This window comes from Fodinicurvata sediminis DSM 21159 (assembly GCF_000420625.1).
In the GTDB taxonomy this organism is placed as follows: domain Bacteria; phylum Pseudomonadota; class Alphaproteobacteria; order Kiloniellales; family DSM-21159; genus Fodinicurvata; species Fodinicurvata sediminis.
This window is the reverse complement of sequence record NZ_ATVH01000017.1, coordinates 109,213-131,298: the sequence shown is the minus strand read 5'-3', so window position 1 is coordinate 131,298 and position 22,086 is coordinate 109,213. Positions and strand designations below refer to the sequence as shown.

Annotated in this window: 24 protein-coding genes; 5 read left to right on the top strand and 19 right to left on the bottom strand. The window is 63.6% G+C overall.

Annotation, left to right across the window (positions count from 1 at the left end; genetic code table 11):
• Nucleotides 1-236 precede the first annotated feature (236 nt).
• The 6 genes from G502_RS0114600 to G502_RS0114575 all read right to left on the bottom strand — a co-directional run bounded on the left by G502_RS0114600 (nucleotide 237) and on the right by G502_RS0114575 (nucleotide 4,398).
• Nucleotides 237-698 (bottom strand): hypothetical protein, encoded by a 462-nt coding sequence (locus G502_RS0114600; RefSeq protein ID WP_022729422.1) that lies wholly within the window; start codon nucleotides 696-698, stop codon nucleotides 237-239.
• A gap of 2 nt (nucleotides 699-700) precedes the next feature.
• On the bottom strand, nucleotides 701-1,090 hold the full coding sequence (locus G502_RS22075) for a helix-turn-helix domain-containing protein (protein WP_022729421.1): 390 nt from the start codon (nucleotides 1,088-1,090) through the stop codon (nucleotides 701-703).
• Between the two features lie 145 nt (nucleotides 1,091-1,235).
• Entirely contained in the window at nucleotides 1,236-2,957 is a 1,722-nt protein-coding gene (locus G502_RS0114590; protein ID WP_155957869.1) for a hypothetical protein, read from the bottom strand.
• Nucleotides 2,958-3,242: 285 nt separating this feature from the next.
• On the bottom strand, nucleotides 3,243-3,773 hold the full coding sequence (locus G502_RS0114585; RefSeq protein WP_022729419.1) for a hypothetical protein: 531 nt from the start codon (nucleotides 3,771-3,773) through the stop codon (nucleotides 3,243-3,245).
• 40 nt (nucleotides 3,774-3,813) lie between these two features.
• A complete protein-coding gene (locus tag G502_RS0114580; RefSeq protein ID WP_022729418.1) occupies nucleotides 3,814-4,095 on the bottom strand; it encodes a hypothetical protein in 282 nt (93 codons plus the stop codon).
• A 42-nt stretch (nucleotides 4,096-4,137) separates the two neighbouring features.
• Entirely contained in the window at nucleotides 4,138-4,398 is a 261-nt protein-coding gene (locus G502_RS0114575) for a hypothetical protein (protein ID WP_022729417.1), read from the bottom strand.
• Between the two features lie 81 nt (nucleotides 4,399-4,479).
• Here G502_RS0114575 and G502_RS0114570 point away from each other — a divergent pair, with 81 nt between their 5' ends.
• Both G502_RS0114570 and G502_RS0114565 read left to right on the top strand, forming a co-directional pair.
• Nucleotides 4,480-4,722 carry a helix-turn-helix domain-containing protein gene (locus G502_RS0114570; RefSeq protein ID WP_022729416.1) on the top strand — a complete coding sequence of 81 codons (243 nt, stop codon included), beginning with the start codon at nucleotides 4,480-4,482 and terminating at the stop codon, nucleotides 4,720-4,722.
• A gap of 4 nt (nucleotides 4,723-4,726) precedes the next feature.
• Nucleotides 4,727-5,710 (top strand): DUF7146 domain-containing protein, encoded by a 984-nt coding sequence (locus tag G502_RS0114565; RefSeq protein ID WP_022729415.1) that lies wholly within the window; start codon nucleotides 4,727-4,729, stop codon nucleotides 5,708-5,710.
• An 8-nt stretch (nucleotides 5,711-5,718) separates the two neighbouring features.
• On the opposite strand, the gene G502_RS20480 is transcribed toward G502_RS0114565, so the two are convergent.
• Complete coding sequence (locus tag G502_RS20480) at nucleotides 5,719-5,904, bottom strand: hypothetical protein (RefSeq protein WP_022729414.1); 186 nt, start codon at nucleotides 5,902-5,904, stop codon at nucleotides 5,719-5,721.
• A gap of 277 nt (nucleotides 5,905-6,181) precedes the next feature.
• Between G502_RS20480 and G502_RS21605 the strand changes: the two genes are divergently transcribed.
• Complete coding sequence (locus tag G502_RS21605) at nucleotides 6,182-7,057, top strand: DUF7146 domain-containing protein (protein WP_022729413.1); 876 nt, start codon at nucleotides 6,182-6,184, stop codon at nucleotides 7,055-7,057.
• Nucleotides 7,058-7,604: 547 nt separating this feature from the next.
• Here the strand turns inward: G502_RS21605 and G502_RS21600 are convergent.
• Nucleotides 7,605-8,978, bottom strand: a complete 1,374-nt coding sequence (locus G502_RS21600; RefSeq protein ID WP_022729412.1) for a tyrosine-type recombinase/integrase — start codon at nucleotides 8,976-8,978, stop codon at nucleotides 7,605-7,607.
• A gap of 583 nt (nucleotides 8,979-9,561) precedes the next feature.
• On the opposite strand from G502_RS21600, the gene G502_RS0114550 reads away from it, so the two are divergent.
• Nucleotides 9,562-10,779, top strand: coding sequence for a DUF418 domain-containing protein (locus tag G502_RS0114550; RefSeq protein ID WP_022729411.1), 1,218 nt, complete (start codon nucleotides 9,562-9,564; stop codon nucleotides 10,777-10,779).
• Here G502_RS0114550 and G502_RS20465 read toward each other — a convergent pair.
• The 3 genes from G502_RS20465 to G502_RS22555 form a co-directional block, all read right to left on the bottom strand.
• The gene (locus G502_RS20465) at nucleotides 10,742-12,112 is read right to left on the bottom strand and encodes a dipeptidase (protein ID WP_022729410.1); all 1,371 of its coding nucleotides are present in this window, start codon (nucleotides 12,110-12,112) and stop codon (nucleotides 10,742-10,744) included. The two genes, G502_RS0114550 and G502_RS20465, sit on opposite strands and share 38 nt — an antisense overlap.
• 99 nt (nucleotides 12,113-12,211) lie before the next feature.
• Nucleotides 12,212-12,919: an RES family NAD+ phosphorylase gene (locus tag G502_RS22560; RefSeq protein ID WP_022729409.1), complete on the bottom strand. Its 708-nt coding sequence runs from the start codon at nucleotides 12,917-12,919 to the stop codon at nucleotides 12,212-12,214.
• Nucleotides 12,916-13,326: an MbcA/ParS/Xre antitoxin family protein gene (locus tag G502_RS22555; RefSeq protein WP_022729408.1), complete on the bottom strand. Its 411-nt coding sequence runs from the start codon at nucleotides 13,324-13,326 to the stop codon at nucleotides 12,916-12,918. The genes G502_RS22560 and G502_RS22555 overlap by 4 nt, the downstream gene beginning before the upstream one ends.
• 212 nt (nucleotides 13,327-13,538) lie before the next feature.
• Here G502_RS22555 and G502_RS20460 point away from each other — a divergent pair, with 212 nt between their 5' ends.
• Nucleotides 13,539-14,435, top strand: coding sequence for a MurR/RpiR family transcriptional regulator (locus G502_RS20460; protein ID WP_022729407.1), 897 nt, complete (start codon nucleotides 13,539-13,541; stop codon nucleotides 14,433-14,435).
• Between the two features lie 40 nt (nucleotides 14,436-14,475).
• Here the strand turns inward: G502_RS20460 and G502_RS0114525 are convergent, their stop codons facing one another.
• The 8 genes from G502_RS0114525 to G502_RS0114490 form a co-directional block, all read right to left on the bottom strand.
• Nucleotides 14,476-15,090: a cysteine hydrolase family protein gene (locus tag G502_RS0114525; protein ID WP_022729406.1), complete on the bottom strand. Its 615-nt coding sequence runs from the start codon at nucleotides 15,088-15,090 to the stop codon at nucleotides 14,476-14,478.
• The gene (locus G502_RS0114520) at nucleotides 15,087-15,893 is read right to left on the bottom strand and encodes an N-formylglutamate amidohydrolase (protein WP_022729405.1); all 807 of its coding nucleotides are present in this window, start codon (nucleotides 15,891-15,893) and stop codon (nucleotides 15,087-15,089) included. The genes G502_RS0114525 and G502_RS0114520 overlap by 4 nt, the downstream gene beginning before the upstream one ends.
• Nucleotides 15,893-17,257, bottom strand: a complete 1,365-nt coding sequence (locus G502_RS0114515; RefSeq protein WP_162140989.1) for a glutamine synthetase family protein — start codon at nucleotides 17,255-17,257, stop codon at nucleotides 15,893-15,895. Before G502_RS0114515 ends, G502_RS0114520 begins: the two co-directional genes overlap by 1 nt.
• Before the next feature lie 67 nt (nucleotides 17,258-17,324).
• Nucleotides 17,325-18,512: an ABC transporter substrate-binding protein gene (locus G502_RS20455; RefSeq protein ID WP_022729403.1), complete on the bottom strand. Its 1,188-nt coding sequence runs from the start codon at nucleotides 18,510-18,512 to the stop codon at nucleotides 17,325-17,327.
• Complete coding sequence (locus tag G502_RS20450) at nucleotides 18,499-19,575, bottom strand: branched-chain amino acid ABC transporter permease (RefSeq protein ID WP_022729402.1); 1,077 nt, start codon at nucleotides 19,573-19,575, stop codon at nucleotides 18,499-18,501. The genes G502_RS20455 and G502_RS20450 overlap by 14 nt, the downstream gene beginning before the upstream one ends.
• A complete protein-coding gene (locus G502_RS0114500) occupies nucleotides 19,572-20,465 on the bottom strand; it encodes a branched-chain amino acid ABC transporter permease (RefSeq protein ID WP_022729401.1) in 894 nt (297 codons plus the stop codon). The genes G502_RS20450 and G502_RS0114500 overlap by 4 nt, the downstream gene beginning before the upstream one ends.
• Nucleotides 20,462-21,238 (bottom strand): ABC transporter ATP-binding protein, encoded by a 777-nt coding sequence (locus tag G502_RS20445; protein WP_022729400.1) that lies wholly within the window; start codon nucleotides 21,236-21,238, stop codon nucleotides 20,462-20,464. Before G502_RS20445 ends, G502_RS0114500 begins: the two co-directional genes overlap by 4 nt.
• Nucleotides 21,231-22,025 carry an ABC transporter ATP-binding protein gene (locus G502_RS0114490; protein ID WP_022729399.1) on the bottom strand — a complete coding sequence of 265 codons (795 nt, stop codon included), beginning with the start codon at nucleotides 22,023-22,025 and terminating at the stop codon, nucleotides 21,231-21,233. The genes G502_RS20445 and G502_RS0114490 overlap by 8 nt, the downstream gene beginning before the upstream one ends.
• Between the last annotated feature and the right edge of the window lie 61 nt (nucleotides 22,026-22,086).

Here is a 22,086-nt window from a genome sequence, read left to right as displayed (position 1 = left end):
GAACGTGCCCTTTTGTGCAGCGAAACAGCCGCTTCACAATCAGGACTCGCAAGCGCGGCGAACCATCTTTCGTAACTCCATCCAAGCCAGTAAAGAAGAGATGGGGCTTTTCATGCTCGGTCAGCTTGGGCCAATCCCTCTTTGCTCGCCTGGTGCCACAGAGGCAGTCATCCCATTCCAGAACACCATTCCGGACACGACTGGCCAGCTCGGCTCCAAAGCTTTTCTCATGGCGATCAGGCATAGAAGTCCTCCTTTCCCATTGCGGCCCTGCGCATGCGCAGGCCGGGATCTTCCAGGGCAAGTGCATAGGTCTGGGGCGTACCTGCACGCGGGCAGCGACTGGACACAGGGCCGTAGTTTCCGGGAAGCTCACCACGGCGCCGGATGCAGTTGGCCAGGCGATGAAGCACCAGGCCCGCCCCGGTGCTGGGGCAAGGCAGAACGGCATAGGTTCCGGCATAGATCCGCTGCAGTGTGGGCAGCTCCAGACCGTAGAAGGAAAAGCGCCGCCGGATCACCAGGGCCGCGAAGAGGGGCAGGCCATCCCATTCGCCAACCTGACCGCGCCTGAGGTCATCGATCGCCGCTGCCTCGTGGCGTCCGAAGTCATGCGCCAGGTGCAGGCTCTGACAGGGACAGAACCCTATCTCAGGAGTGCAGGCCGCCAGCAGGGATGAGGGCAGACTTGAGCGCATGGTTACGCGCCCTCCTCGAGCGGAACCTTGCCATGGCGCATGCGGCAGCTGCGCATCCAGGCCACCAGGTCCGCCCGGCGATAGCGAACCAGGCGGCCGATATGCATGAAGGGCGGGCCGTCCCCGGCCTGGCGCCAGCGGCGCAAGGTAGGGACCTCCACCCCCAGAAGGGCGGCGGCCTCCTGTTCGTTTATGGCGCTGTCCAGATAAGCCGGGTCAACCGCCAGGGCGGCGATGTGGTGCGGCTCAATGTTCAGAGCTGACAGGCTGGCTGCAAGCTCAGGAGAGAGCCGAACCACGCCCCCACTGTCCCGGCGTGTGAGGGCATTCAGAAAGGTTTCCGTGGCTTCAGTTACATCCCTGCAAGGGGCAGGGGTTTCCGTGCTTGGCATTTGCTGACCTCCATACCTTCTGAAGGTCAGCTTTCCGTGTGTTAGCTGTTGCTGGAAGAGGAAAGAATTTCAGAGATTTTCTTTTTCAAAGTTAACTGGTCTTTTAACAAGGGCGGTTGCTCGACAGACTGGCATGAGCCAAAACCTAGGGCTTGGCTGAACCAGTTGCAGACGATGCTCCAGGTAGCTGGCTGTCTTCATTGGCACGCCCCTTGTCTCTCTCGATATCCTTGCCTGCATCTTTATCCTGTGGCTCCCACGTTTTCTGGGCGGGTTCCCTTTTAAGAAGATCTGAAACCTTTTTCTCAAAGGTTGATGGGGCCCAGTATTCACCGAACTCCTTGTGTTCTAATAGCAGCTCTTGAGTGATGCTCTGTAATGTCATGGTTCGGACTTCAGGTCTGGTCTCCAGCATATTTGCTAGGACAGAGGAAAGGCGTCTGGTGATGGATTCCACTCTCTCTTTAGTATCTCCTTTACGGCGGCCACGTCGTGTTGCTTTGGCTTTCTCGGTCAGTCGGAACCGGATCTGCTTGGCAAGCGTACCATCGGAGAGATACCAATCATCATCATCGCCATCTTGTAGCGGATCTTCGCTTGGGTCCCTGGCGAGTTGAGCCTCTTTCAGGTCCTCGGAACTGAGCGAGCGTGGATCCGCATAGTCTTCTAGATAGGCCCAGGATTCCAATACACCCCGGTCCAGCAGGGAAAGAAGCTCCCTTTCCAACTGCTTCCAGATGCCGTCTCTCTTCTTTTCCAGTTCGATCCATTCGGCATTGAACTGTGACGCCCAATCTACTTCCACAGGATCGAAGTCCAGATAGACGCGGTTAAGATCCGAGAGGATTCTCTCACCGCGCACTGTGGGCTCACGCACACCTGCGCTCAAACGTTGCCAGGGAGGCGAGGTGAACTGTTTGTTATCGAGGTCCACCCATAGAGGAAGTGCTCCCGAGTAACGGTGCCTGAGCTTCCAGAAAGCTTCCTCTAAATCGTCGAGCTGATGCCACAATTCAACATTCACGAGATTGCTATAAGTCTGCAACCACGACAGTCCAGCGTCTTCCGGGTGGGACTTGAAGCGAGGTAAAAGCCTGGCATCAACTTCTGTCTCTTCCGGATCTGCAAGATAAACCGGCAGCAATCTCAAGCTTCCCCAACCTCCCAAATGGTGCAATAGCATTGCATAAAGATCGCGGGGCGGACCTTCCAGATAGCTGTTCAGGACTGACAGCAATAGATCAGACGGCAGAGGCTTGAAGTCGAAAAGCTCGAGGACATCTGGTGTGAATTCGCTCCCCTCAAGTCGAACCCTGCCCTCTCTCAGCATGGTTAGTGCTGCATTCAGGCTCTGTTGACGAAGGTCCTTGGCGCCATCATTCCAAATCAGAGACCGCTCTCTTGCATCCCCCCATAAACGCAACTGTGAGACCAGGTCTGGCATGTAAGTGTCGTTCGGCTCAGGACCATTTGTTGCACGTGCCCAGGCTGCACCTGGGCACACAAGCAAGCCCTCTGCGCAAGGCTGACCCTCCAGTCCCAACAGAAGACGGCCTGTCTTTTCATCAACCAGGGAATTGCCCTGATCATCCATTAGGAATTCAGGGCGCACATTCTGTAAGGTGTGAGCACTGGAATAGAAACGGCCATAGACCACCAGTTGCGCCGGTTGTCCTCGATCGGGTTTAGGGAATAGCTTGCGCCATAAAGCCGAACGCAACTCTGCATAAGCTATTTGCTTGGCCGCATCACCCTCGGCCATGACGTAGTTTTCCAAACACTCAGACGACGCATAGAACAAAGGCGCCTCTGCCCAGGGAACACCCCGGTAGGCCGTGTACGCAGTATCCTCGTGCATCAAGGTCATGATTATCCCCACGTCCCCACGCTGCAGTAGCGGCGGCGCGGGGCCTTGCGTGGGGTCAAGGCATAAGGGTGGCCACCCTGGTCCGCGCCGCCTGTCTGGCTGCTGCTCTTGCAAGCCGTGTTGAGAAGTCTAGGCAGGTGCAGGGGGGTCAGCCAAGTCCGAAATGGGCCGGTTTCTGTGACCGCCAGGACGGGCAGGCCCCGGCCCATGCCGGCAGGCTGAAGGACCTTGGAAGGTGGCCAGGGTGATTCCCCAGCTCTGCCCTCGTTAAGGCCCTGCCGTGCGTCACTGGCGATGGGCGCCGGGCAACTTCCATCCGTACATCGCTGCTTCACGTGGGGGCTGATACCGCCCCAGCAAGCGTCCGATGCAGTATTCCTGCCAGTGCTCCAGGCCCAGGGGGCCATCAGCGGTGCGCAGCATCTTGCCCGATGCACGCCAGGCATGGAATTCACGCTCACTGCGGGGGCGGTTGAAGGCATGCATGGTCACATAGGGGCCTGTCCCGCCAATGTTTCGGGCGCGGTCTTCCGGGACCTGCCGCACCTCCCACAGCTTCGGGGCGTGACGGCTGACCAGGAGGAAAATTTCCCCGCTCACAAAGCTGCGGTCCATATAGTCGATCACGGCCTGATCCCCCTGATAAAGGATCGGCTCCATGCGATCATCCGGAACCGGCAACAGGCCGCACCCCTTGGGCAGGGCACCATAGGTCGGATAGGCTTCATGCAGGCTTTCCGGATAGATGCAGGCGGCATGCTCTGGCAGCAGCTCTCCGCTGGCCTGGTCATAGTCATAGTTCAATAAGGTCTTCATGAGGGACTTCCTTGGATTGCGGTTGCGGTGGGAAGACGGGTCAGGAGTGTTCCGATCGCGTGCCGACCGGCCCGAAGGGACGAACCTTGCTCGAAGGTTCCTGCAGATCGGACAGCATGTTCAGGGCATAGCCTGTACTCTCGGCAATCTGTTCGGCCCCGGCTTCCAGCAGGACAGCCTCCGGGGCACCGGACCTTCCTTCCCTGGCCAGCTTCCGGGCCAGGGCGCCAATGCCTGACGCAATGCGCTGGGCATTCTCGATTTCCAGGCGCAGGTCATTCAGGGTGGCCTGGCGCTCTTCCGGGTCGTGGATCTTGGGCATGGGATCCTCTCTTGCAGCAGTGTTGGATCCCGCCTCCTGGGCTCACCAGCAGGCGGAGAAGTAGGCAGCGGCGTGGCTGTTGCGGCCCATGGTGGCCAGGGGCACACCCTCACGGCGGCGGCGCTTGGCTTCGCTCATCATGGTCAGGGCCATCTGGTGAACGGGATCGGCCTTCAGTTCGGCCCAGGCTTCTTTCAGGGCGATGCTCAGGAAGCGCACCACCGAACCACCGTTCAGGACCTGAAGCTTGCGGGCGCGGCCCCAGGCTTTCTTCATGACCAGGCGGAGTGTGCTGCGGTTCATCGGTAGTTCCTTGCGTTGTCCTGAATTCGTAATGGTGCTACGATATCAGGACAAATCAGGATTATCAAAGGAAATCGTAACGTGGTAACGAATTTTCATCCGGTTCAATGCCGCATGGCCCGCGTTGCTCTGGGGTGGGGCGTTCGTGATTTGGCATCGGCAGCCAAGGTTTCTTCCGACACCATTTCCAGATTTGAGAGAGGGGAAGAGCTCAGGGCGCGCACTGTTGATGACATACGCCGTGCCCTTGAGGACGCGGGCGTTGTCTTCATCCCGGAGAATGGCGGGGGCGCCGGCGTGCGGCTGAAGGAACCGGGGGCCTGAGACCATGCCGGAGCGGCACCGCTATTCGGCAGGCGAACTTTCCGACCTTCTCTCAGACAGGATTGAACAGCTCTGCGCCGATCTTCTGCCCGGCGGCCGCCGGGAGGGACCGGAATGGCGTGCAGGATCCCCGCAAGGGGAAGCCGGAAAATCCCTTGGCGTCCACCTGACGGGCGGAAGAGCGGGCGTCTGGTCGGACTTCGCCAGCGGTGAGAGCGGGGACGCCCTGGACCTGGTACGCGCTGCCCAGGGCTGCGATACCGCAGAGGCCTGCCGGTGGGCCTTGGCCTGGCTGGGGCTCAGCGATGAGGACGCGCCCCGCAAGACGGCACCGCCCAAGCCCAGGCAGAAGACAGACCAGGACACCAGCGGCAAGACGCGGGAATGGGCGCGCCAGCTCTGGGCCTCTGCCGAACCGATACAGGGCACCCTTGCGGAACGCTATCTGCGCAGCCGGGGAATCACCGTGGATCCGCTGCCCCCAACGCTGCGCTTTCACCCCAGGGCGAAGCACGGCCCCAGCGGGCAACACTTCCCGGCGATGATATCCGCCGTCCAGCGCCTGGCCCCGGACGGCAAGAGCTTCCACCTGGTCGCGGTCCATCGAACCTTCCTGTCTTCGGACGGCGGCAAGGCTCCAGTCCCGGAAACCAAGATGACGCTGGGGCCGATCAAGGCCGGGGCCGTCCGACTGGCACCGGCAGGCGAGAGACTGGCGCTGGCTGAGGGCATCGAAACGGCTCTGTCCGTCATGAGCGCGGATCCCGACCTGCCCACCTGGGCTGCACTTTCCACCGGTGGCATGCGCGCCCTGGTCCTGCCCCAGGAGGTGCAAAAGGTCCTGCTCTGCCTGGACGGCGATCCGGAAGGTGAACGCGCAGGCCTCGAGGCCGGACACCGCTTCCAGGAAGAAGGCCGCCGCGTGCGCCTGGCCAGACCCCCTGAAGGCCGCGACTTCAATGACGTGCTCTTGGGCCGGGCCGGTTAGGAGAACAATCAGGCGGGCGTGTTCTCGATCCCTGGACGCTGCATGGCCAGGCAGGAGAGCTGACAGACGCGCCGCACTGTCCGGCTGACCCGGCCCACTTCAGGCCCGGCAAGACCAAGGGCCATGGCCAGACATTGGCTCCGGATAAACGCTCGATCGACAGGCAGGCCATCCCCGCTCATTGCTGTATCCATGGGCCTTGGGTGCTCATCCCCGTGGAGTGCGCTTCCTGATGCCACCCTGTCCACCTGGTCGGCACGCTCTATCAATCACACAGGCGCCCTGGTCCCTCACCAGAAGGTGAGAGGCTCTGCCTTGCCAGGACGGGGACTCGGAAGGCGAACGCGCAGGCCTTGAGCCCGGACACCGCCTCCAGGAGGAAGGCCACCGCGTGCGCTGGGGGTGTCTTCTTCCCGGCGAATGGTAGCCGCGCAAACGTGCGGCTGAAGGAACCGGGAGCCTGAGACCATCTTGCCGGAACGCTATCTGCGCAGCCGGGGAATCACCGTGGATCCTCTACCCCCGGCGCTGCGCTTTCACCCCAGGGCGAAGCACGGCCCCAGCGGGCAACACTTCCCGGCGATGATATCCGCTGTTCAGCGGCTGGCCCCGGACGGCAACAGCTTCCACCTGGTCGCGGTCCATCGAACCTTCCTGTCTCCGGACGGCGGCAAGGCCCCGGTCCCGGAAACCAAGATGACGTTGGGGCCGATCAAGGCCGGGGCTGTCCGACTGGCACCGGCAGGCGCGAGACTGGCTCTGGCTGAGGGCATCGAAACGGCCCTGTCCGTCATGAGTGCGGATCCCGACCTGCCCACCTGGGCTGCACTTTCCACTGGTGGCATGCGCGCCTTGGTCCTGCCCAAGGAAGTGCAAGAGGTTCTGCTCTGCCTGGACGGCGATCCGGAAGGGAAGTGTGATTCCGGGACAGCTATCCGGAAGCTCACGATAGTTCAAACCGAAGGTGTCAGACAGGTTGAGCGCACCCTTGAACAGGCACAGATCCCCACTGTTGCACTGTTGCGCAAGGACCGCCGTTGCATCAAACGTGGCTGTTGCAGCTGGCGAATTTCTGCGGCTGCGGTGCCCGTACAAGAGGGACACCCTTTGGAAGGACCCGCGCGCCAGGGGCCGAGAAGCCTATTCCCTCACTCCATCGCATTACCTCAAGCCTGGTCTTGCCAGCAGGGCAAGGCAGGCAGGCTCAACCGCACCGATCGCCGAAGCTTCCAGATCGTCCGACCACTCATGGCACCCCGGCTCACTGCCCGTGACAGCTGCAGTGTTAAGCAGACGGTTAAGCCAAGACCCCAGATGTTAACTCTGTTAAGGACTTCTCAGCCCTGAGAGTCTGGCGAAGCGGCGCGGCTGCGGGTCCCGTACAAGGGATATCCCCTAGGAAGGACCCGCGCGCCTGGGGGTGAGGGAGATGGATGCCCCTAGGCTGATCTACCAATACTGGCGGGCAGGTAGGCAAGGGCAAGCCTGTGGGCAGAGACCAGGCGGACGGCAACTTGACGATACCTTGACGATCACTGGCAATAATCTCGCAAACCTAATTGTCTGATATTAAATGGTTTTGACGATACAGACGGTCTGGACGGTAGTTTCGGCAATCTTAATAATTAATCAAAATATGCAACACATGCTCTGCCGATAATTATTGCGCCCAGGGAATAGGATCTAACCTGTTGATTTATATCTACTATTTCCCTTTTCTTATTTTTTCTCTGTTAAAGAATATAGGACCGTCCGGATCGTCCGTACCGTCAAACGTATTTATTTTCAGATAGTTATAAGAAAGTCCTTATCGTCAATTACCGTCCACTACTGTCAGCAAATGGTGAGAGGGGGCGGGATACACCTACCAATGCGCGCGCCGTTAAATCCGGCTTCAACTCTTGCGGAGCTTCACGACCTTTTTAGGATCGTCCCCATTAATTCCGGAAAAATTCACACCCATCGCATCGCTTAAGCGGTTGCCGATCAGGTCCGCAGCCTGCTGCACGGGGTCTGCTGCAAGGTGCGCATATCGCGCCGTGGTTGCGACTTGCTGATGCCCCAACAGCTTCCCAATGATCGGCAGGCTTAACCCGGCCCCGGCACCCACGCTGGCAAAGCTGTGCCTCAGGTCGTGCAGGCGCAGGTCCGTCATTTCAGGGGAAAGGGGATACTTTTCCCCCAGCTGCTCTTTCAGGGCTGCCTGACAGGCCTCCAGGTCAGGCAGCTGCTCACGCTCCGTCCAGAGCTCGTTGACAACCTCGGATACCTTTGGATCCTCACACCGCATCCACAGGAAGACGGAAGCGATCTCCCGCAGGTGCTGCCAGCTCTTCTTGATCGTCTGAACGGGCGCGTCTGGTACAGAGGGAGACGGCAACACATAGGCCTCTTTCGTGCCCTCCCGCATTTCACGCAACAGGGCCAGGGCAGGTGCAGGAAGGAAGACATCTCTTGGACCGCCCTTGCTGTCAGCCAGGTGCAGCACCTGCCGTTCAAAGTCCACATGCTCCCAGCGCAGAGTGAAGACCTCGGAGGCCCGGCAGCCCGTGAAGACCAGCAAGCGAACGGCAGAGATTGCCACGGGGGTGCACAGCTCTTCATGTTGCGCATGGGTCAAGGCGTCCCCCAGGGCAGCCAGTTCCAGCATGGAGAGGTAACGTTTTCTCTGTTCCTCGGAATAGCGCCGAACACCCTGGCAGGGGTTTACCCAGCCAGACTTCACCCGGCGCAGGTCATCCGCAGCGAAATTGAACATCTTGGACAGGCAGGCAAGAACCCTATTGGCATTGTAGGGGGTGGCGTGCATGGCCTGGTGCAAGCGGCTTACGTCCCGCCTGGTCACATTCACTGCCTTCAGGCTCCCCAGGCGGGGTTTGATATGCTTGCTCACTATCAGGCGATCGCCCTCATAGCTGCGCTTCTTCTTGTGAACCTTTGCGTATTCCTCCAGGAACCTGTCAGCCAGTTCCGCCACGGTCTCGGCACGCCGTTCCTGATCCTTGGACTCTGCCGGATCATCCCCCTCTTGGGCTTTCACAATCCAGGCAGAGGCCTTCTTGCGTGCCTGCTCCACTGTCAGCAGGGGATAGGTTCCGAGCGTCCGCCGTCTCTGCCTCCCATCAAGCAGGCGATACTGCACCAGGAATGAGCACCGCCCATTCGGTGAGACCCGCAGGCCGAACCCGCGCACCGTATCATCCCAGAGAAACACTCCCTTGCTGCCGGGCTCCGTCGCCTCGATCAGGCGCTTTGTAAGCTTGGCCATATCAACTCACCTCCTGCTGTTTCCGGAAAGCCCAGAGCTCCCCTGCAATCTGTCCAGATCAGAGGCTAGGAAATTTGGAAGCAAATTGGAAGCAGCGCGGATATAAAAAGATAGCAAGAGCGATTAACTCATAGCGGTGAGCCTGCTTTTCGTCTGAATTCATATGCTATTGTTTTTCTTGATATTTTATCGCTTAATAGCACTCAATATCATTCAGTATAATTCAGTGATAAACGCGCTATACGTGCGGAACGTCAGATTCGTAATCAGTAGGTCGAGTGTTCGAATCACTCCGTCGGCACCATTTTTTCTTTTATTACAGAATATTACTAGAAACGACCTCATCCTGAGGCAGCGCACCCTTCGATACGCCGCCTTACGGCGGCTACTCAGGGTGATGGCGCACTCGAAGCCTCATCCTGGAGACCTCTGCGCGGTAGGCACTTGGCAACGGCCACGCCGTTAGCATTTTCCTGGCCCAACCGCCTGTGCCCACACACCACCCCTTTCGTCTGGACGGAGACCGGCAGCAAGGATAGGTTCGAATCTGGACGTACCAGGACAGGCAAAGTACCCACTCGGAATGCAGGACGCCTCAAGCCCCACTGGCCGTCAAGCGGCACGAACGGTCAGTGAATCTGCCGGTCGCCTTGTCACCGTGGATGCGCTGCGCGCCATTGCCCTGTTGGGCATCCTGATCATCAATATCCGCAGCATCAGCGGCCTGGACTTCCTGAATGCCGAAACCCTGGCCACGGTCCAGGGCGGGGGCGACCGCCTGGCGGCCACCACGCTGGCCGTGCTGGTCAAGGGCAAGTCGCTGTCGGCCTTTTCCTTCCTGTTCGGCTTCAGCTTCACGCTGTTCCTGGCCAGCTGCATTCGCAACCAGCGGCCCTTCCTGTCGCTCTATCTGCGGCGCATCTTCTTCCTGTTCTGCTTCGGCCTGATCAACGCGGCCTTCTTCTACTGGGGCGACATCCTGATCAACTATGCGGTCCTGGGCCTGTTGCTGCTGGTCGCCTTCCGCCTGCCCCAGTGGCTGGTGCTGACCCTGTCGTTGATCTTGCTGCTGGTCCTGCCCATCGCCATGGCCATCAGCGACATGCCGGTGGCCGACCCGGGCATGCTGTACGAGGGGCTGCGCTCGCTGGCCGCCTACAGCGACCCCTCGTTCTGGACCACGGTGGAACACAACCTGAAGCGTTTCTTCGGGCCGTCGGACGAGCTGTCGGTGGTACGCCTGTGGCGCTATACCGACATCGTGGGGCTGTTCCTGCTGGGGCTGTGGACCGGGCGGGCCGGCCTGTTGCACGACGTGACGCGCCATCGCCGCACGCTGCTGGCCATCGCACTGGTCGCCGTGCCGGCGGGCCTGGCCATGGAGCTGGGGCGCGCCCTGGCCACGGCCGAAAGCACGCCCCAGGCCGCCTTCATGGCCGGCACGCCGGTGCTGGCCGTGGGCTATATCGCCACGGCCGCCCTGCTACTGAACCTGGCCTGCGCGGCGCCGGTGCGCGGCTTCTTCGCGCCGGCGGGCAAGATGGCGCTGACCGTCTATCTGATGAGCGGGCTGATCGGCGAGATCATCTTCTATGGCTGGGGCCTGGACCTGATCGGCGAGGTCGGCACCATGGAGGTGCTGGGCATCGCCATCCTGGTCTATGCCGGGCTACTGGCCTTCTGCCACCTCTGGCTGGGTCGCTTCCGCTATGGCCCCTGGGAATGGATCTGGCGCTGCCTGACCTATTGGCAGTGGCTGCCCATCACGAAGCGGGCCCCTGGACAAGCGGCGCCCCGATAAGCGGCGCCTCGCTCATGGGTGTCTGGATGCGCGGTTCGCGCGGGCCCAGGCCCTGGGCCGTGGCACAGACCGTGTCGGCCGTGCCCGCCGTGCCGCCGGGCAGCACCTGCAGGAAGGCGCGGCAGGAGTTGCGCCCGGCAATGTCGCGGATGGCCTCCTCGTCAAAGGGCTGCCGTCGCTGGCGCATGATGGCGGTCAGGCTGTTCAGCTCCTCCACCCCGATCAGCGGCAGGACCGAGCCGTCATAGTCCGAGCCATAGGCGATGTTGCGCGCCGGGGGCAGGTTCATGTCCTCCGCGATCTCCATGATGTGCTCCATGGCGTCGGCAATGCGCCAGGGGCTGTCCCCCACCGCGCGCGTCCAGAAGCCCACGCCGATCACGCCGTCGTTGCGCAGCACGTGGCGGATGTCGGAATCGCTCAGGTTGCGGTCCAGGGTACAGGGCGGGGCGCACCCCTCCTTCACGCCGGTATGCGAGATGACGAAGGGTTGCTGCAGCAGCTCGGCCGCCTCGTGCAGGCCGTTCTGCGAGATGTGCGCCAGGTCGATCATCATGCCCAGGCGCTCGGCCTCCTGCAGCGCGACGCGCCCGTGCCGGGTCAGGCCATAGCGCTTGCGCCCCTCGTTCGAGCCGGACAGGTTGTTGTCGAAGCGATGGACCGGCGCGAAAAGGCGCACGCCGGCGTCGAACAGCTCGCGCACCTCGGCCTTCACCTGCTCGTCGCTCTTGTTCCCGCCGCCGATCCAGTGCGCGCCCTCCAGGCCCAGGATGCCGCCGATCACGGCCTCGCCCTGGCGCCGGCGCTGGACCAGCTGGCGCAGGTCCTCGGCGGACTGGATGTACAGCAGTTCGGGGGCGTCCTCATCCTCGCGCGAACGCTCCACGGCATCCTTGAAGCGGTTGATCTGATACAGCGCGCGGCCCCGGGAACTGAAGGCCGGCCGGCCCTGCATGGCCGCCAGCACGGCCGCCATGTTCAGGCTGTGGCGGCTGACCGAATCGCTCCAGGGCATCTTAAGCGGGCTCATGGTCACCATGGTAAAGACCTGCAGGGCCACGTTCCCCTCCCTCAGGCGGGGCAGGTCCACGTGGCCGGCATAGCCCCGGGCCAGCAGGTCGCGGTTCCACTTCAGGGTATCGGCATGCAGGTCCGCGATGAACAGCGACTGGTGCAGGGCCGCGTCCTCGGGCGTGACGATCGCCTTCTCCAGCCCCGGGGCGGGCTTGTTCATCTGTCGGTCATAGATATCGATCAGCGGTTCCAGACTCAGCATGGTTGTCGCGAGACCCATCAGGGCGAGGATCACGAACCAGATTTTCAGACCTCGCACGCGCAGGTCCCCTTTCTTCCGGTCTCAAAACAGACGGCACCTCACCAGAAGCTGTTCGTCCTGTCCAGCCTGTCCACCCCCGCACCAGATGCGGATCGGCTAGAGGACAAAGATCGCAGCCGTCCGCATATTGCGAACCCTGTCGACCGAGGTCCCGTCCCAGTGGAAGTGGTAGTGATCCCCCTGAACCGGTACGCTCATGAGATCGGGCCAGAACACCGCCGCACACTCCCCCTGGGCACATTCCCCCTGGGCACAGCGCACGCTGCGGAAGACAAGGCCGTTGCTGCCCTCAGCGCGCAAGCGCCGGCCGAGCCGTTGAGACGGGCTGTAGTCATCCGGATCGTGACAGTCCGCGAAAGGGCGCAGGTCGTGCAGGTCCAGATCGATGCTGTTCACGAGCAGCCGGAATTGCGAGGTCCAGCCCGGCTCCTCGCCGCTGTCGGCCATGGCGACGGCATGGTGGTGGGCCACCTCGTAAAGCGCGACCTCCTCGCTGTCGCCGGCGCTGTAGACACCATAGGTTCCATCGGTGAAGCGTCCCGGCCGGTCGGTCGAGACATGAACGAAAGGCGCCATCAGCCAGCTGGCCCCCGGGCCGCTCACGCGCCGCTCGGGCGGCACGAGGTCGAGCTGTCCCAGCTGTTCCCAGATACGCGGATTGGTCTTGGACTCCGCCGAGGCCAGCGCCTCCCAATCCCGGGGATCGGCGATGTCCTCGAACAGATCGATGGGCGGATAGATCGAACGTATGATCCTGTAGGCCCGGGGCCAGGTGACGCGGGCCAGATCCGGCTGGGCACTCACCAGCCACCGCGCTCCGCATCCAGATAGGCGCGCACGCGCTGCAGGGAAAAAATGTCCCCCTCGGCCATCACCTCGATCGGCGCACGGCCCTGGAAGGCGCGGTTGGGTTTGCGAACCCAGGCATAGCCCCGGACCGGGTCGGTGAAGAGGTGGCGCAGCCCCTTGTGGATCCCCATCAGCAGCGACAAGCGGGTGGCCAGGTCCCGGTCGATGCGCCCGATGTCCCCGGCCTTCCAGCGTGCATAGGTCCGCGCGGGAAGCCCGCCCAGGACCTCCTGGGCCTGCGCCGCCGTTATCTGCCACTTGTCGAAAAGCCGGATCACAGCACGCGCCATGGCACGCGCTTCCTCGGCGGTGATCCGCGGACTGTCCGGGAGAGCCCTCGTCTTTTCGATTTCCTGCAGCATGTCCCAACTCCTCTGGCATAATATAGGCGCATTATTGCCATTTGGCAATCGCTCTGCGGCAGAGATACCCTGGGAACGACAACGGCATGTACCCGGGCCACGGCCGGCAAAACAGAATTGGCGCGTCCGCCGTAACAGATGGTACAGTAAGCACGATTCAACCGCTGAACTTGATCAGATCATACGGATCACGGCCAGGGAGCCCCTTGGGCATGGCGAACATAACCGAACGCATCCGGCGGGAAATGGGCCAGTTCACCCGCACCGAACGGCGCATCGCCCATGTGCTGCTGTCCAGCTATCCGGCGGCCGGCCTGGAAACCGTGGCGCAGTTCGCCGGGCGGGCCGAGACCAGCGGCCCCTCGATCCTGCGCTTCATCGGCAAGATCGGTTTCGGCAGCTATGCCGAGTTCCAGCAGCAGCTGCGCGCCGAGGTGACCGCCGTGATGCAGTCGCCGCTGACCCGCTCGCGCGGCGACAAGGCGGAGGGCGACAGCGCCCAGGACACGACCGGGGTCCGCATCAGCGAATTCGGCAGCCGCACCATCGAGAACATGACCCGGGCTCTGGAGCTGCTGGACGAGGCCACGGTGGAGGCGGTCACCAGCCTGCTGGCCGAGGACCGGCGCCCGGTCTACCTGATCGGCGGGCGCTTCAGCCGGGCCAATGCGCTCTGGACCTATCAGTTCCTGCGCGAAATGCGCCCGCGCGTGCACCTGGTGGACGGCCAGCCCTCGACCTGGGTGGATCACCTTGTGGACCTGGACCGCCGCTCGGTGCTGATCGTCTTCGACTACCGGCGCTACCAGGCCGACGTCAAAAGCTTCACCGAGCAGGCCGTGGCCCGAAAGGCCACCGTGATCGCGGTGACCGACGAGTGGATGTCGCCGGCCGCCGCCCTGGCCGACCACGTCATCACCGCGCCGGTGGCTGTGCCCTCGCTGTTCGATTCCACCCTGCCCAGCCTGATGCAGATGGAGGCCATCATCGCCCGCCTGGGCGAACGCCTGGGCAGCCGCGGCCACCGGCGCATCGCCGAGATCGAACAGGCCCGCTCCAACCAGGAAGGCCCCCCACCACCCTATCCGGGCCCACCGGGCAGCCCATGAGCGGCGCCTCAGCCCAGCCGGCCCTCCATTCAGCTCTGCTTCAGCCCAGCTCGGGCAGCAGCTCCTCGGTTCGTGCCTGGCGGCAATAGCCCTTGAAGGCGTTGAGCGCGGCCAGGTGGCGCTCCTCGCTGTCGGTGGTGCAGGCATCCACGGGGCAGACCATACGCAAGCCGCGGTCCGAGCCGTCACGCACGGTATGGTCGATGCACTGATCGGTCAGGAAGCCGGTCACCACCACCGTGTCCAGGCCCATGTTGCGCAGCAGGTACTCGAAGATCGTCGAGTTGAACAGGCTGGATGAGGTCTTGGGGAGGACCAGCTCGTCCTCGCCCGGCGCAACTTCGTCGATCACCTTGGCCTCGTGACTGCCGGGCCGGATGTGGAAGCCCGTCTGCTTGTAGTCCCAGCCGCGGTCGCGGCCGTCGCGGGTCAGGCTCTCGATGACGGTATAGATCACCTCCGCCCCACCGGCGCGCCCGGCCCGAACCAGGCGCTGCATGTTGGGAATGGCCATGTCGCGGGCCGTACGGAAGAAATAGGGCCGCGTTGTCTCGGCCTCGGGGTTGAAGATGCCGTTCTGCACGTCGATCACAAGGACCGCCGTGGCCGCGGGGTCCAGCGGCGCGTTGCGTTCGGGCAGGACGAAGCGGCTCATTGCGCGGCCCTCCGGTAGCTCTCGCGCGCCGCGCGCAGCACGCGCTCCAGGCGCTCGGCCCAGGTCTCGGCCGCTTTATCCCCCACCGTCGTGTCCTGGCGCAGCTCGAACTCCACATAGTCGATGCCGCGTTCCTCGGCATGCAGCGGAATGGAATAGTCGCCCTCCATGACCACGGTATAGGGCTCGTTCTCGCCCACGTTCAGCCCCGCTTCCTTCTGCAGCTCGGCCAGGACCGGGCGGCCGAAGCGGTCGTTGTCGGCCCACATGACCGAGACCTGCCAGGGCCGGTCCTCTTCCCGCGCGCGCAGTTCCGGCGTGAAGCTGTGGACCGAGACCAGGATGGTCTCCTGCCCCGCCTGCCGGCGGGCCTGCAGCGCCGCCTCGATGCGGTCGTGATAGGGCATCAGGACCTCGTCGCGCCGCTGCTCCCGTTCGGCCTGCGACAGCTCCTGGTTGGCCGGGATGGTCGTGCCGTCCGAGACGGGCGGGATGGAATCGGCCACCTGGGTCTGACGGTTGGAATCGATCACCAGGCGGGAATAGGGCTGGTAGTAGAGCGGCGCGTTCAGGCGCTGGGACAGGCGCCTGGCGATCTCCAGCGCGCCGATGTCGATGGCGATGTGACGCTCAAGCTCCTCGCGCGGCAGGCCCAGGTCGTTCAAAGCCCGGGGCACCGCGTTGCCGGCGTGATCACAGATCAGGAAGAAGGGCGAGTCCCCGTCCGGATTGACGACACCGGCCGGATCGGGATCGCCCGGCTGCAACAGGCGCTGTTCCTTGTTCTCGCGTGTGGCGGACATCAGTAGACCTCGGTGTAAAGCTGGCAGATTTCATCGGTGGACTTGCCCTTGAGCATGCCGATCTCGCCGCGCTTGTGCATGACATAGGCCTCGGCCAGCTCGGGTCCCAACCAGGACAGCGCGGCCTTGTCGGCCTCCAACGCCTGCAGCGCCTCCTCCAGGCTTTGCGGCAGGGTGGTGATGCCGCGTGCGGCGCGCTCCTCGGCGGACAGGGTCTCGGGATCCTCGTGGCCGATGACGGGCGCGGGCAGGTCCTCGCGAATTCCGGCCAGGCCGGCATAGACCAGCATGCCCAGCTGCAGGTAGGGGCTGGCCGCCGCATCGGCGGCGCGGTACTCGAGGTTGTAGCGCTTGGCCACGTCCACCGAGGGGTCCTCGGGCACTGGACAGATGCGCAAGGTCGCCTCGCGGTCGCGCAGGCCCAGGTTGGTCCAGTAGGCGGACCAGGAATGCGGCTTCAGGCGCTCGTAGGACATGACGCTGGGCGTCGCCAGCGCGCAGAGCGCACGGGCGTGGCGCAGCAGGCCCGCGCTGAAGCTCGCGGCCTGGCGGCTCAATCCCCCCGGCCCGTCGGGATCGTAAGTCACCGGCTTGCCCTGGTCGTCGGTGAAGCTGAAGTGGATATGCACGCCATTGCCCGCCGCACCCCGCGTGACCACGGGCGAGAAGCTGACATGCCCGCCATGGCGGCGACCCAGGGCGCGCGTGATCTCGCGCAGCTTCACGGCGTGGTCGGCGGCGGCCAGGCCGTCGGCGGGATCGATCGTGACCTCGAACTGGCGCGGGCCGTATTCCGGCAGGAAGGTGTCGGGCTGGATGCCGTTGGCGCGCAGCGCGCCGATCAGCTCGTTGATGAACTCCTCGACACCGCGCAGCGAGCCGATGGAATAGGAATCGCCCACCCGGTCGTCGGCGGCGTCATAGTGAAACTCGTGCTCGAAGGCCGCCAGCAGGTTCAGCCCCGTCTCGGCCTTCAGGTCAGCAAGCGCGCGGCGCAGGAAGCTGCGCGGGCAGCAGCTCCAGGGCTGGCCGTCCAGCGTCTTGATGTCGCCCAGGATGAAATGCTCGCCGGGCGCATCGTCGTAGTCCAGGCGCACGTCGCCGTCCGGGTCCGGGGTCAGCATCAGGTCGCCAAGCGCGCCCCAGGGCGTGGCCTGGATGCTGCCGAAGCAGTTGATCATGCTGTTGGTCGGGGTCCAGCCGACGCCGAACTTGCGCCGCTTTTCCAGGTCGCGCGCGGGGAACCCCTTGCCACGCACCTGTCCGGCCAGGTCCGAGGTGCAGAGGGTCACGATGGATTCGGCTTCAAATGCCATGGCGCAGCTTTCTCCAGTTTTACTCTTGGCCGGTCTTTTCAGGGCCATTCTGTTCCGGGCAGGAAGGACGGGAGGCGGCGGCCAGGCCGCCTCCCGCCAGACAAGGACGAGGTCCTTACTCCTGCAGTTCGCCCTCGAGGCCTTCCTCGGGACGCCAGATCTCCAGGACATCGAACTCGCCGCCCTGCACCTCGATGATCGAGATGGGCTTCGGCGGCACCATGTTCTCACGTGTGTAGGAGATCGGACCGGTCACCGCCTTGTAATCGCGGGTCTGCTCCAGGGCATCACGGATATCGGCGGGATCGGCAGAACCGGCGGTCTCGATGGCATTGGCGATCAGGCCAATGGCATCATAGCCCAGCGGCGTAAAGGAGTTCTCGGGCGGACGGTCGTATTCCTCCTCGTAGTCCGCGATGAACTGCTCAACCTCCGGACGGTCGTCACCGCGGTAGGTGTGGCTGGAGAAATAGACGTCATTGGCCAGCTCCGGCCCCGGCGTTTCCGCCACCAGCGGCGTGTCGAAGCCGTCACCCGAAACGATGGGGATGTCGATCCCGGCCTCGCGGATCTGACGCACCGTCAGGCCGGCCTCGCTGGGGATGGCCGAAATGAAGACGCCTTCCACCGGCGGATCCAGGGATTCCATGCGCGAAATCTGGCTGGAGAAATCCGTGTCGCCCATCATGAAGCTGACTTCCTCGGCGATCTCGCCGCCATTCTCCTTGAAGCGCTCCTTGAAGAACTTGGACAGGGCCTTGGTGAAGTCCATGGACTCGTCAGTCCAGACCATGACCCGATCAAGATCGAGCTCCTCGCTGGCGTAGTCGGCGATGGCGTAGGACTGGTCATCGTCGCCGAAGGCGGTCATGAACATGTAGTCGCCAACCCAGGTCGGCAGCATCGGATGCGTGGCCCCGGAGGTCACGAAGGGGATGCCGTTTTCCTGGAAGGTCGGAGCGGCGGCCATGACGAAGGTGGTGTCGCCGTAGCCGATGCCGGCCACGACGTCCTCGGACACCGCTTCCTGGGCCGCGGTGGCCGTTTCGCCCTGGTCGGTGCGGGTGTCATAGGAGATCAACTCGACCTCGCGGCCCAGCAGGCCGCCGGCTTCGTTGATCTGCTTCACCCGCAATTCGGCGGCGGCGAGCGCCGGCGCGTCGATGGAGGACATGCCCCCGGTCAGGTTATAGAGTGCAGCGATACGGATCGGCTCGTCGTCCTGTGCGGACGCTCCTCCGATCCCCAGGCTAAGAGCCAGTGCGCCAGCGGCGACACCGGTCAACAAGTCACGACGTTTCATTAGGAAACCCTCCTCTGTGCTCGTGGGATGTTTTACTTGGTGGTTTTCCAGGCGTTGTCATCCGCCTGGTTACCGGCTCGCCGGAGCCGAAGAGCCCCTGCGGCCGGAATAGCAGCACCGCGATCAGGAGGGTCGCGGTGACGATCTGGACGAGGCCATAGGCATCGATGGCCCGCTCGATGGGGCGCGCCACCTCGCTGATGACGCTGAGCGCGATGGCCGCCAGCGCGGCGCCGATCAGGCTGCCGCTGCCGCCGAGCACCACCATGACGACGATCATGAAGGCCGTCACGATGCCGAAGGAGTTGGGCGTCAGGTTGGTGACCAGATGCGCCCAGAGTGCGCCGGCCACACCGGCGAAGAAGGCCCCCAGGACGAAGGCGAACAGCTTCAGCCGCGCGCGGCGCACACCAATGGAGGCCGAGGCCAGCTCGTTCTCGCGGATCGACATCAGGGCCCGCCCCAGCGAGGCATGCTTCAACTGCCAGGTCACGAACAGCGTGACCGCCACCCAGCCGTAGATCCACCAGAGATTGGACAGGCGCGGCAGGCCCGCCAGCCCGATGGCGCCGCGCGTGATGGAGTCCATGTTATTGATCAGCACCTGCACGATGACGATCAGGCCCAGGGTGGCCACGGCCAGGTAGTGCCCGCGCAGGCGCAGCACCGGAAAGCCGGCGATCAGCGCCGCCACGGCCGCCACCACACCGCCGGCCAGTGTCGCCGGCAGCAGGGACAGCTCGGACGTGGCGATGAACTCGGGCAGGCCGGGCAGCATGGTGGACTTGCGCATGGCCGGGAAGGTCAGGATCGCCGCCGTGTAGCCGCCCAGCATCATGAAGGCGGGGTGGCCCAGCGAGAAGAGCCCTGTCAGGCCGTTGGAGAAAGTCAGGCTGACCGCCAGGATGATGTTGATGCCGGCAAAACCGATGACGGTGCGCTCGAAGGGCGTCAGCCATGTCTCGGCCCCGGCGATCAGCGCCGCGCCGATCAGCAGCAGCCCGATGCCCAGCGTAGCCGGAGAGTGGCGCAGTCTGTCCATCATGCCCGTTCCGCCCGTCATGCCCGTTCCTCCGCTGGCTTTCCGAGCAGGCCGTTCGGCATGACCAGCAATACCAGGATCAGCAGGCCAAAGACGAAGGCGTCACGATAGGATCCGTATTCGCTGGGCAGCATGCCGACGATCATGATCTCGGCCATGCCCAGCAGGTAGCCACCGAGCGCCGCGCCGGCCAGGCTGCCGACCCCGCCGATGACGGCGGCGACGAAGGCCTTCAGGCCGGGCACGAAGCCCATCAGGGGATCGATCTGGCCATAGCGCCCGCCCCACATCAGGCCGGCCAGGCCGGCCAGTGAGCCGCCCACGGCGAAGGCCGCCGTGATGACGCGGTTGACGGGGATGCCCATCAGCTGCGCCGCCGAAACGTTCTCGGAAGTGGCGCGCATGGCGATGCCCAGGCGGGTGCGCTTGACGAACAGCGTCAGCACCAGCAGCGAGATCAGGGTGGCGGCGACGATCAGGATGTCCAGGGTGGTCACGCGGGCGCCGAAGAAGTCGTGGTTCGTGCGCAGCAGGCCCGGCAGACGCACCGAGCGCGGCTGAGCCGAAAGCAGCAGGATGCCGACGTTCTGGATCAGGATCGAGACCCCCAGCGAGGTGATGAAGCCGTTGACCTGTGGCGCCTGGCGCTGGGGCCGGAAGACCAGGAACTCGATGACCGCCGCCACCGCGGCCCCCACAGCCAGCGTGGCCGGCACGATCACCCAGAGCGGCAGGCCGGCCGCGGCGAAGACCAGGAAGGTGCTGAACGCGCCGATCATCGCCACGTCGCCATGGGCGAAGTTGATCAGGCGCACGATGGAATAGATCATCGAGAAGCCCACCGCCACCAGGGCGTACATGGACCCCAGGACCAGGCCGTTGATCAGCTGCTGCAGGACATAGGCGCTCATGAGGAGGTCTCCATGGGCGGGGTCTCAGCTCCTGTGGCTTGTGTTGTCTCGATTCCCAGATAGGCTTCCCGGACCGAGGGGTCCTCGGCCAGCTCGCTGGCGTTGCCGGAAATCGTGATCTTCCCGTTCTCGATCACATAGGCCCGGTCGGCGACCTCCAGCGCCATGGCAGCATTCTGCTCGACCAGGAAGACCGTGGTGCCCTGGGCACGGATCTCCTCGATCCGGTCGAAGATCTGGTCGATCACCTGGGGCGCCAGGCCAAGCGAGGGCTCGTCCAGCATCAGCAGGCGCGGCCGCGACATCAGGGCCCGGGTCAGCGCCAGCATCATCTGCTCGCCGCCCGACAGCTGCCCGGCCTTCAGGTCGGCGCGCTCCTCCAGGATGGGAAACAGCTCGAAGAAGTGCTTGATGTCGGCGCCGATCTGGTCGTCATGGCGCAGGTAGGCGCCCATGCGCAGGTTCTCCATCACCGAAAGGCCGCCGAAGACCTGTCGCCCCTCGGGACAGTGCGCGATGCCCAGCTTGACGATGTTCTCTGGGCGCAGGCTGGTCAGCGAAACCGGCCCTGAGTCTCCGGCAAAGGTGATGCTGCCGCTTTTCGGGCGCAGCAGGCCGGAAATGGTGGAGAGAGTCGAGGTCTTGCCGGCCCCGTTGCCCCCCAGCAGGGCCACGATCTCGCCCTGTCCGACCGACAGCGACACATCGTTCAGCACCTGCGATGCGCCGCGCCAGACATTGATGCTTTCCACCTTCAGCAGCGCGTCAGGCAACCTTCTTCCCCCTGCCCTTGCCAAGATAAGCTTCGGCCACTGCCGGTGTCGCCTGCACCTCCTCGGGCGTGCCGTCGGCAATCAGCTCGCCGCGGTTGAGCACCTGCACGCGCCGGCACAGCGACATGACAAAGCGCATGTCGTGTTCCACCAGCACCAGGGTCAGGCCCAGGTCCTCGTGAATCACGGCGATCATCTTCTTGAGCTCCTCGGTCTCCGTGGCGTTCATGCCAGCGGCCGGCTCGTCCAGCAGCAGCACACGCGGCTCGGTGGCCAGTGCGCGGGCGATCTCGAGCTTGCGCTGGTGGCCATAGGGCATGTCGCCGGCGCGCTGGTCGATGAAATCCGCCAGCCCCACGGTCTCCATCAGGGCACAGGCCTTCTCGCGCATCCGGCGCTCGCTGGCGCGGGCGCCCGGCAGCGCCAGGATGGTGGACAGCCAGCCGGCGCCATGGCGCATGTGATAGCCGGCGGCCACGTTTTCCCAGGCGGAGAGATCCTTGAACAGGCGGATGTTCTGGAAGCTGCGGGCGATGCCGGCCTCGGCAAAGGCCTCGGGCTGCGATCCGGTCAGGTTGCGGCCGTCCAGCGAGATGCTGCCGCTTGAAGGCGGCAGCACGCCGGAGAGCAGGTTGAAGGCCGTGGTCTTGCCGGCGCCGTTGGGCCCGATCAGGCCCAGCAGATCGCCCTTGGAGAGCTTTACGGAATAGTCCTGCAAAGCCACGACACCGCCAAATCGCCGGCTCAAACGATCACCTTCCAACAGCGTATCTGGCGTATCAACCATCTCTGACCCTTTGCAGGATTTCGTTTGTTTGCACGCCGTCAATTCTGGCGCAGCTGTGAAT

Bases quoted from the DNA above. Each gene is read 5' to 3' on its own strand.
- G502_RS0114600 (WP_022729422.1), bottom strand. From the start codon at position 698: ATGCGCTCAAGTCTGCCCTCATCCCTGCTGGCGGCCTGCACTCCTGAG.
- G502_RS22075 (WP_022729421.1), bottom strand. From the start codon at position 1,090: ATGCCAAGCACGGAAACCCCTGCCCCTTGCAGGGATGTAACTGAAGCC.
- G502_RS0114590 (WP_155957869.1), bottom strand. From the start codon at position 2,957: ATGACCTTGATGCACGAGGATACTGCGTACACGGCCTACCGGGGTGTT.
- G502_RS0114585 (WP_022729419.1), bottom strand. From the start codon at position 3,773: ATGAAGACCTTATTGAACTATGACTATGACCAGGCCAGCGGAGAGCTG.
- G502_RS0114580 (WP_022729418.1), bottom strand. From the start codon at position 4,095: ATGCCCAAGATCCACGACCCGGAAGAGCGCCAGGCCACCCTGAATGAC.
- G502_RS0114575 (WP_022729417.1), bottom strand. From the start codon at position 4,398: ATGAACCGCAGCACACTCCGCCTGGTCATGAAGAAAGCCTGGGGCCGC.
- G502_RS0114565 (WP_022729415.1), top strand. From the start codon at position 4,727: ATGCCGGAGCGGCACCGCTATTCGGCAGGCGAACTTTCCGACCTTCTC.
- G502_RS20480 (WP_022729414.1), bottom strand. From the start codon at position 5,904: ATGGATACAGCAATGAGCGGGGATGGCCTGCCTGTCGATCGAGCGTTT.
- G502_RS21600 (WP_022729412.1), bottom strand. From the start codon at position 8,978: ATGGCCAAGCTTACAAAGCGCCTGATCGAGGCGACGGAGCCCGGCAGC.
- G502_RS0114550 (WP_022729411.1), top strand. From the start codon at position 9,562: ATGCAGGACGCCTCAAGCCCCACTGGCCGTCAAGCGGCACGAACGGTC.
- G502_RS22555 (WP_022729408.1), bottom strand. From the start codon at position 13,326: ATGCTGCAGGAAATCGAAAAGACGAGGGCTCTCCCGGACAGTCCGCGG.
- G502_RS20460 (WP_022729407.1), top strand. From the start codon at position 13,539: ATGGCGAACATAACCGAACGCATCCGGCGGGAAATGGGCCAGTTCACC.
- G502_RS0114525 (WP_022729406.1), bottom strand. From the start codon at position 15,090: ATGAGCCGCTTCGTCCTGCCCGAACGCAACGCGCCGCTGGACCCCGCG.
- G502_RS0114520 (WP_022729405.1), bottom strand. From the start codon at position 15,893: ATGTCCGCCACACGCGAGAACAAGGAACAGCGCCTGTTGCAGCCGGGC.
- G502_RS0114515 (WP_162140989.1), bottom strand. From the start codon at position 17,257: ATGGCCCTGAAAAGACCGGCCAAGAGTAAAACTGGAGAAAGCTGCGCC.
- G502_RS20455 (WP_022729403.1), bottom strand. From the start codon at position 18,512: ATGAAACGTCGTGACTTGTTGACCGGTGTCGCCGCTGGCGCACTGGCT.
- G502_RS20450 (WP_022729402.1), bottom strand. From the start codon at position 19,575: ATGACGGGCGGAACGGGCATGATGGACAGACTGCGCCACTCTCCGGCT.
- G502_RS0114500 (WP_022729401.1), bottom strand. From the start codon at position 20,465: ATGAGCGCCTATGTCCTGCAGCAGCTGATCAACGGCCTGGTCCTGGGG.
- G502_RS0114490 (WP_022729399.1), bottom strand. From the start codon at position 22,025: ATGGTTGATACGCCAGATACGCTGTTGGAAGGTGATCGTTTGAGCCGG.